This is a genomic window from Nitrososphaera sp., from assembly GCA_039938515.1.
In the GTDB taxonomy this organism is placed as follows: Archaea; Thermoproteota; Nitrososphaeria; order Nitrososphaerales; family Nitrososphaeraceae; genus Nitrososphaera.
The window spans coordinates 428,496-436,782 of sequence record JBDUUL010000001.1 but is presented as its reverse complement, the minus strand read 5'-3'; the positions used below and the strand labels follow the sequence as shown (position 1 = coordinate 436,782).

Genomic DNA, 8,287 nt, shown 5'->3' with positions numbered 1-8,287 from the left:
ATAAGTCCTGAAAGCATCTAAGGACGAAGCCTTTCCCGAGAAAAGACAGCCTTCCGTAAGGAGAAGGGCGGCCATAGAAGATGGCGTTGATGGGATGGAGGTGTACGCACCAAGCTTCGGCGAGGTGCTCAGCCTGCCATTCCCAATAGCCCGACGCACTTTACCGGTCTACCTCCTACTGGTGGTAGGCCACTTGTGCGGTGGTAATGTGTATGTGCTTGCACGTAGTATCTGCATGCATGCTCCTCGGAAACACGTAAAGAAGATTTTCGTAAGTCTGTGATCCTGTGCACGACGATCATACTGCCTTTTTTCTAATCCAATTGACCTCGACTGTCAGTTTTTCAGCCTATCAACCATTAAATCAGGCTGGCTTGTCATAAAGCCGGCATTCTTTCATGAAGGGTTCTCTGCAAACTGAATCTGGGGCATCGCCGATTTCCACGATGTGCGTGTCGCACAAGGAGGACGCCGATGGCATATGCTCAGCGGCGATAGTCAAGTCGGCACTGCAGGCATCAAAGGTGGTGCTTGTCGATTACGCTAACCTTATGGCTAGACTTGAAAAGGCCGTTTCTGCGGGCAAACACGACCGCATCGTTGTTTGCGACCTTGGACTGTCAAAGAAGAACGAAAAGCAGTTTGCCGAGGTCCTGACCGGCTGCGTGTCGGACGGCAAACAGGTTTTCTATATCGACCACCATGACCTGAATAAGGAGACTTCTTCTTCGCTGAGAAAGGGTGGGGTGAACCTTGTCCACACCGTGGACGAATGTACTAGCGTCCAAGCGTACGGCTTGTTCAAGAACGAACTGCCTGCGAACGCGGCCTTTCTTGCTGCAATGGGTGCCCTGACGGACTATATGGAAGACCGGCCGACGGCTGCACGCCTCGTCCAAAAGTTCGACAGGCAGTTCTTAATGCTAGAAGCAACAAGCCTCTCCTACATGATTTCCGCAAACCAGCATCATGATGAATTCCTCGTCAAGCTCGTCGACACGCTGTCCAAGATGAAGTTCCCGCATGACGTGCGAGACGGTTTTGAGATTGCCGAGCGCTATGCAAAGAAGGTGGCCCACGCCGTCGAGACCATAAGGGACCAGATCGTGCCGCTTGAGAACCTAGCGTATGCTCCAAGCACCGTCGAACTGTCTGCGAGCATGGTGGTAAACTTTGTTCTCGGCGCCTCTGAAAAGCCGGCGGCGATGGTGTACAAACTGAAGGATGACATCAACTCGTATGTGTTCTCGATCAGGGGCGCATCGAATTGCAAGGTGCACCTCGGAAGGCTTGTCAACGAAATCGCGACAGGTTTGGGGGGGAGCGGCGGCGGACACGACAGGGCATGCGGTGCAGTAGTGCCAAAGGACAAACTTGAGGAGTTCGTGCGAGCCATTGATTCAAAGATCGACTCTAATTAATCCAATCATCGACGGGAGGGAAGCGAGCTTGCGTGTCAAATGTTGCAAATGCCTGAAATCTTATGCCGAGGGCGGCACCTGACTGCGGAAATGGGCAGGTTGGCCTTACGCAAATACGCATGTGACTGCTGTAAGCGGATTTTTCTATACGAGTTTGAGCTTCGGGAGCATGAGAGAGTCTCCGGCCACAGCGGAATCCTGGAGATTTCTATCGATCAGTCGGAGGATTAGCTTCAGCGCGGCAGCTTCCGCTCTTGCGGAAGCACCCTTCAGGCTCCAAGCTCTACCACAAGTTCCAACTCTACCGAACTGTCAAAGGGCAGGGAGCTAACGCCGACAGCGGACCTCGCATGCCTTCCCTTGTCGCCAAAAATCTCTACGAGAAAATCTGAGGCGCCGTTAACTACCTTTGGCTGATCGGTAAACTGGGGATCGGAATTGACATAACCTGTAACCTTGACAACCCTTGCAATCCGGTCAAGCGAGCCTGTGGCCGCTTTTAGCTGCGCAAGTGCGTTGATGCAGCAAAGTCTTGCCGCTTGCTGGCCAGCCTCCAGCGAGACATCTCTTCCGAGTTTTCCCTTTGAGACTATTTTTCCGCTCTCCATCGGAATCTGGCCTGAAACATATGCCGTAGAGCCCGAAATGACGACCGGGACATAAGAGCCAGCTGGTGCGGGGGGAATCGGTAGGACAACTCCGTGACGAGCTAGAACTTGGTCAATCTGGGGCACAAACCTGTGAGCGAAGGGCTGACATTAAAACTGTTCACGCCGAAACGAATTGGCGCGGCTTATTACATGAGCTCTTCATCAATTCTCTCGATCTTGTCGACATATTGGACGCAGCTGCAGTCCGGTACAGTGCACAAACCCAGTTTCATTATCGAATCTGACCCGGAGCTGCTCAAGTGAGCGGAATGAGTGTGGTTGCAGCCCGCACAGTTCATTATTTATTCGGACGCAAATTCGCTCTCCCTGCGTATTAACGCTCCGAACGTCTACGCTCAAACGGGGCGCAAAGGCTTATAGATGAACACATTGACCGGCTTTTCATCAAATGTCCGCTAGCGACGTCGGCTCGATTTATGCATCGCGTACGCGCAAGTCGAGGGCTCTCTACGCCAAGGCAGCCCGGCTTTTTCCGGGTGGAATAAACCACAACATTCGGTATTTTGAGCCGCACCCGTTCTTTGTGACGAGATCGAAAGGAAAGAAACTCTACGACTCTGACGGCAACTCTTATACTGACTACTGGATGGGTCACTGGGCACTGATACTTGGCCATTCTCCTCCCGAGGTGTCCTCTGCTCTTGCCCGCCAGGCAAAGAACGGGACGCTTGTTGGAACGGCAAACACTGCGAGCATCGAGCTTGCGGACCTCATACAAAAGCTGGCGCCAGGCGCAGAACTGATGAGGTTTTCAAGCACAGGCTCTGAGGCCACAATGTATGCGACCCGCCTTGCCAGGGCGAAAACCGGAAGGAGGGTTATTGCAAAGGCTATCGGGGGCTGGCACGGCTTTAACGACGCTCTGCTACAGACCGTAAACTACCCATTTGAGGCAGACGAGGGTCCCGGCCTGCTCCAGGACGAAGGGCAGTTCGTAGAATCTATACCATTCAACGACCTCGAGTCCTCGCTCAAAATCTTGGAGACGATAAAAGACGATCTCGCATGCATAATAATCGAGCCTCTGTTGGCCGGCGCGGGCTGCATTCCTTCCAATGACGATTATTTGAAGGGCCTCCAAGAATTTGCAAACAAAAACGGCAGCCTATTCATACTTGACGAGATTGTCACCGGTTTCAGGCTTACGCTTGGAACCGCTGCAGGGTTGTATGGTCTTCAGCCGGACCTGTTCACGCTGGGCAAGATAGTCGGCGGCGGCATGCCCATCGGTGTGGTATGCGGTAAAAAAGAAATCATGTCCTTGGCAGACCCCGTGCAGAGGAAGGAAAAGCAGGTACGATGCGCCATAGGCGGCGGAACTTTTTCCGCAAATCCAATGACCATGGTCGCAGGCGCAGCCACTCTGGAATTTCTGAAGAAGAACAAGCTCCGGGTATATTCAAAACTGGAGAGGCTGGGTGAGGCCGCGCGATTGGGTATACAGAAGATTTTTGATGATTCTGGAATCGCATGCAGGGTCACAGGTGCCGGCTCTCTATTCATGCCGCACTTTTTGGCAGCGGGCCAGCAGGACATCGTAAACGCTACGGATGTTGCGCTTTCTAACAGAAGTACTTTACTTTCATACCATATGGCTCTGATGTCGCTCAACAACATTTTCTTCCTGCCCGGAAAACTGGGCGCATTTTCGTTTGCCCATGACCAAACGGACCTCTGGAAACTTCTCGAGGCTAGCAGGTCGTTTGCACGCTCGCTAAAGCCGGCGGTAAAAAACGCCTAGATTTTATCATCGCGGTGGAAGAACGGCCGTTGCAAACCAACACTTAAAAAGCGGAAATAAACATCCGTAGGAGAGACTGCTGGATGGCTGCCAGGAAAAATACGTCACGCAAGAGGAGGCTAATGAAGCGTACAAAACAGAACAAGCCCGTTCCTGCCTGGGTTGTCATTCGAACGAGTCGAAAGGTTAGAACAAATCCAAAGCGCCGGCTATGGCGCCGATCGGATGCAAATGTTGGATAGGAGTATGTAATAATAAATGTCAACAGCTGAAGAGAATTTAACACGCGTTTACACCATTAATCTGGGAAGAGCTTGGATAACGCCACAGCACAAGCGTACTGATAGAGTAATCAACATGATTCGTGAGTTTGCGGTCAAGCACATGAAGAGCGATGACATCAAACTCGACCAGGACCTCAACCGCCAGATCTGGAGCCGGGGAAAGACCAATCCGCCGCGCAAGGTGCGCGTCAAAATGGTAAGAGATGAGGACGATGTTGTGACGGTTTCGCTCTATGAAGAGGCGCCCACCGAGCCGGTTGCATCCGTTGCTTCAACTCCTCCGCCTGCAAAGGAAGCAGCTGCCGAGCCGAAGGAGACACCCGCATCAACTACCCCGACCGCTGAAACTGCACCTGGCAGTGCCTAGGTCTTTATGATCGAAGTCTGTCCTGCTTGCTTTAGGTTTTTTCAGTCGCTTGGCGACAAGAAGAAAATGAAGGAGATCGTATTGATCGCAGAAGGCGAGGATAAAGTTTGCAAGAGTATGTATCACAAGAAATTAACCGATCGCAACAGTCTGCGATAGAGACATCGAGACTTGACCCCTCGACTGTGGATATTTGGCGACGGGCTGATGCAGACAAATCAAGAGCAAGTCTTGGGCCCCGTCTCATCTTCGCGTCAAATGCAGTCATTGCCCTCCTGGAATCTAGATATGGAATTGGCGCGTGCCAAAGCGGCAAAATCAGCAGGCGCTAACTGCTGTTGTTAAATATTACGTAAGGCTAATTTTCCATACGTGCCTTGGTCTCGGTCTCCGGCGCACTGAAGCAGTCCATACTGACGGCGCTGGCAGACGACGAAATGGTCAAGATAATGAACCTGGCAAAGTATTCCTTGAAGTCGGTAAATGACATCATTAGAGAGGCGAACATCCCGCATACTACCGCATACCGAAAGGTGAAGTGGCTCGTAGAGTCAGGGTTGCTCGCCGTAGACCGGATTGTGATTACCCCTGAAGGCAAGAGGTTCTCGCTTTTTAGGAGTACTCTGAAGAGCGTCACGGTCAGATACGAAAACGGCGAGATTCTAGTAGACGCTGAAAGGAACTTTAACCAGTTTGCAAGAACCGCTGAACGCTTTTTCTCGCTGGACTAGCTCAGGTTTTCTTCTCCAGTCTCAATCATCGACCTGCCAAACTTCCTTGCACGCAAGAACCGCACCCATAACATGACTGCAAAAAACAACATCGAGGAAATGTGGATTTCAAGGCCCAGCTGTATGGATACAATTCCTGCATCATGAGCAACATCTGCGAGTTCCCCAATAATCCATATGAGTATGAATATGGATATCTGGAATTGAAATGTTGTTACCTTTCTCGCACTGGCTGCAAGCCAGCCGAACAGCGGCAATGCTATCAGCAGTAGTATCAAGGTATAGTTGCCTGTAATGAGGCTCGCAATGGAGGCCGCGTCCCCCGTCACTTTTGCCGCACCTCGCTTTGATCACTCTGCTGGCGTTTTCTGCGCGTTATGTCAAGCGCAAAAATCAGTCCGAAAACAAGAAGCGCTCCTACGGACAGCGGTTCAAATACCGAATCCCCCAAGTAATCGTTGCCCACGAACTTGGCAAGGTGGTAAAAACTGTGCACGACGCAAAAACCCGCAAGCGCAAGGGTGAGCCACCTCAGCATTCCTCCGAGCTTCGACGCAAGGTATGCCGGCACGGCAGCAGCAACCAGTATCGCAACCGCCCCGACGAAATGCAAAGCCATTGGGTCTAGCATCGAGCGCTAAAAACGCCGTCCTGCTTTTCTGGACAGAAAGCAATCACGCATTTCTGAAGGCAATCACCAAAGGTTTCCGGCGATAATAATATTATCGTGGTGATGGTGCCAATCGCGGCTGGGTTCCAGTTTCAGGTATTTCAGACGCAAACAGAAATCCATAAGCACACAAGCGGTTTGCTTGAGCAGGCACTTAGTAACAAAATCCGTCGAACGTTTTTATTCTTACGCTAACGTACAAGCCCCGCTAGAAATTGCTTGGCTGTTAATGCCAAGGTTTTCTGCAGGACTGTTTCGGTTAGGATATGCCCTTAGCGGCCACTCTGACACCTGCTACGCGAGATGAGCAAACATAAGTGGAAAAACCCAAGCGATTGGCAATGACAATGTCCTGGTGTGCTGATGCGCCAGGGAAATCCGGCAAATATCCACGTTATATTCCAGCGGTAGCTGAGAGTTGGCAGTATGGGCCTAATTGTTTCGGTTGCGAATACCTGACGGCAGGTACTTGACCTCGAATTATCCGAGCGACCTTCGTCTGCTATAAAATGAAGCGTGCAACTTCTTTGTGGCTAATGCACATCTCTTGTTTATGAGGTCGGGTCAATCAAATCGACTTAAAGTGGCGACATGAGTCTGAAAACACGTGCGCCGTACAAAAAAAAGAGTGGTGGCCTAGTGCAGCGCCCTGAACTCATCGTAAGTTGGGGGCTCTACTGCCAGCTCCCCTCTCATGCTCGGCTGGTGAAATGAGCAAAAGTACGTGTAGATGCCTGTCTGATTTGCGACGAAGCTCCAGGATTGGCTTTGACCCCCGCCTAGAATTACGTTTGTCTTGTATGGTCCCTCAAGTATGGTAAAGGAGTGTTTGTCGTCTGCGGACTGCTCTACATTGTAAAAGTGGATGGTGACATGGTCGCCTTTTTTAACCGAAATGTACGTGGGATTGAAGACATCTGGAGGAATGTGGTTTACGGTTTCGTTTACTTTTGCATTGTCCATATTTGTGATGTAGAACTCTCGATCCTGGCCTTTGTATTTCAACGCGTCGGCAGACTGATAGGTGCTTAAAGAAAAACCTGCCAGTAGCGCGACGGTCATGGCAAGTGCCGTCCCAACTGCCCCGACCAAGATCACGTTGCTGTATTTTTTCAACATGAGCAAGAACCACGACATTCTCACACATTACATCATACTACAAATTCCAGCGTTGGTTTCCAAACTTGGGTTCCACATGCGGGATTTGTCTGCGATCTTAAGAATTCGCTTCATGATTACTTGACTGCATGACTCAAGTCATATACTCAAAGGGAAGGCGCTTGCGGAGGAAACCGATCGCCGCAGCTGCAATAGCAGCGATCGCCGTTTTGTTTCTATCCTCCATTCTAACAGCGCAATCAAGGACTGTCTACGCCGCGGTAGCACCGACGAATCCAGCGAAGTCTGGTATGTTCAACAGTCCCGGAAACGTGCTCATTACAGACCAATTTAACAATAGAGTAGTCGAAATTGATCCTGCAACCAAGCAAATTGTCTGGAGCTTTGGTTCAGGAAATTCAACATTATGCAACCCCGGCCCTGGTGCAATAATTGGATCAAACGATGCAGAAAGAATAGGCGACGGGCTTACCCTGATGGCAGGGACTGGTATCCCTCCTGGAGTGAACGGTACGGCTCCTTGCGTCGATAACAGGGTAATTGTCGTAAATCAAGCTGGCGACATCGTATGGCAATACGGCCAAGCAGGAAAAACAGGTTCAGGCTTTGACCTTCTCAACGTGCCCGTATTTGCAATCCAGCTGCCGAACCACGACATAATGATAACAGACCAGGGAAATAACAGGGTAATTGAGGTCAACAGTACCAAGCATATCGTCTGGGAATACGGGCCCAAGAGGGGTCCTGGAGCATTGAACAATCCAAATAGCGCTGAGCTGCTAGCAAACGGACATGTACTTATCGCTGATGAGAATAACAACAGGGTAATTGAAATTACAAAGGCCGGGCAAATCGTATGGTCATACAGTAAGGACATAAGTGCTGCCGCATTTGCGAGCAGGCTCCCTAATGGGGACACGCTTATCACGGACTCGGGGCACAGCAGGATCGTTGAAATCAATACTAGCAAGCATGTTGTATTTCAGGTCTTTACCAACAAGAGCGCAGGGAGCAACCCGAATCCTCTTCCAACTAACGCCGTTAGAACAGTAACCGGCAATACCGTAATTTCAGACCAGAACAACGATAGGGTGCTCGTGGTCAATTCCCAAAAGCACCTAGTATTCCAATACGGAATGACCAACATCGCCGGAAATGGACCTAACCAGCTCTTCGGACCGTACACCGCATACATAGTTGGAGATTATACAGGTCAGACTCCGCCGCCAGCACACTTTAACTGAGCCGTAGGCACTTCCGATTCAGCCAAAGATGAGCATTTA

The 8,287-nt window shown here is 50.7% G+C and carries 10 protein-coding genes and 1 rRNA gene; 7 read left to right on the top strand and 4 right to left on the bottom strand.

The features are described 5' to 3' along the window. Positions 1 to 166 (top strand): 23S ribosomal RNA (locus tag ABI361_02595); the annotation flags it as partial. Positions 167 to 398: 232 nt separating this feature from the next. Continuing rightward, positions 399 to 1,421, top strand: a complete 1,023-nt coding sequence (locus ABI361_02590; protein ID MEO9319540.1) for a DHHA1 domain-containing protein — start codon at positions 399 to 401, stop codon at positions 1,419 to 1,421. 269 nt (positions 1,422 to 1,690) lie between these two features. Here the strand turns inward: ABI361_02590 and ABI361_02585 are convergent, their stop codons facing one another. Beyond that, positions 1,691 to 2,155, bottom strand: coding sequence for a RidA family protein (locus ABI361_02585; protein MEO9319539.1), 465 nt, complete (start codon positions 2,153 to 2,155; stop codon positions 1,691 to 1,693). Positions 2,156 to 2,480: 325 nt separating this feature from the next. Here ABI361_02585 and ABI361_02580 point away from each other — a divergent pair, with 325 nt between their 5' ends. The 4 genes from ABI361_02580 (at position 2,481) to ABI361_02565 (ending at position 5,215) form a co-directional block, all read left to right on the top strand. Beyond that, entirely contained in the window at positions 2,481 to 3,833 is a 1,353-nt protein-coding gene (locus ABI361_02580; protein ID MEO9319538.1) for an aspartate aminotransferase family protein, read from the top strand. An 83-nt stretch (positions 3,834 to 3,916) separates the two neighbouring features. Continuing rightward, entirely contained in the window at positions 3,917 to 4,075 is a 159-nt protein-coding gene (locus ABI361_02575) for a 50S ribosomal protein L39e (protein MEO9319537.1), read from the top strand. Positions 4,076 to 4,091: 16 nt separating this feature from the next. Continuing rightward, complete coding sequence (locus ABI361_02570) at positions 4,092 to 4,484, top strand: 50S ribosomal protein L31e (GenBank protein MEO9319536.1); 393 nt, start codon at positions 4,092 to 4,094, stop codon at positions 4,482 to 4,484. A gap of 377 nt (positions 4,485 to 4,861) precedes the next feature. Continuing rightward, positions 4,862 to 5,215 carry a hypothetical protein gene (locus ABI361_02565; protein MEO9319535.1) on the top strand — a complete coding sequence of 118 codons (354 nt, stop codon included), beginning with the start codon at positions 4,862 to 4,864 and terminating at the stop codon, positions 5,213 to 5,215. Here ABI361_02565 and ABI361_02560 read toward each other — a convergent pair. From ABI361_02560 to ABI361_02550, 3 genes are all read right to left on the bottom strand, one after another. Then, complete coding sequence (locus ABI361_02560; protein ID MEO9319534.1) at positions 5,212 to 5,544, bottom strand: hypothetical protein; 333 nt, start codon at positions 5,542 to 5,544, stop codon at positions 5,212 to 5,214. The genes ABI361_02565 and ABI361_02560 overlap by 4 nt on opposite strands. Then, complete coding sequence (locus ABI361_02555) at positions 5,541 to 5,846, bottom strand: hypothetical protein (protein ID MEO9319533.1); 306 nt, start codon at positions 5,844 to 5,846, stop codon at positions 5,541 to 5,543. The genes ABI361_02560 and ABI361_02555 overlap by 4 nt, the downstream gene beginning before the upstream one ends. Positions 5,847 to 6,521: 675 nt before the next feature. Continuing rightward, on the bottom strand, positions 6,522 to 7,001 hold the full coding sequence (locus tag ABI361_02550) for a cupredoxin domain-containing protein (protein MEO9319532.1): 480 nt from the start codon (positions 6,999 to 7,001) through the stop codon (positions 6,522 to 6,524). A gap of 131 nt (positions 7,002 to 7,132) precedes the next feature. Here ABI361_02550 and ABI361_02545 point away from each other — a divergent pair, with 131 nt between their 5' ends. Continuing rightward, complete coding sequence (locus ABI361_02545; GenBank protein MEO9319531.1) at positions 7,133 to 8,248, top strand: PQQ-binding-like beta-propeller repeat protein; 1,116 nt, start codon at positions 7,133 to 7,135, stop codon at positions 8,246 to 8,248. Positions 8,249 to 8,287 lie beyond the last annotated feature (39 nt).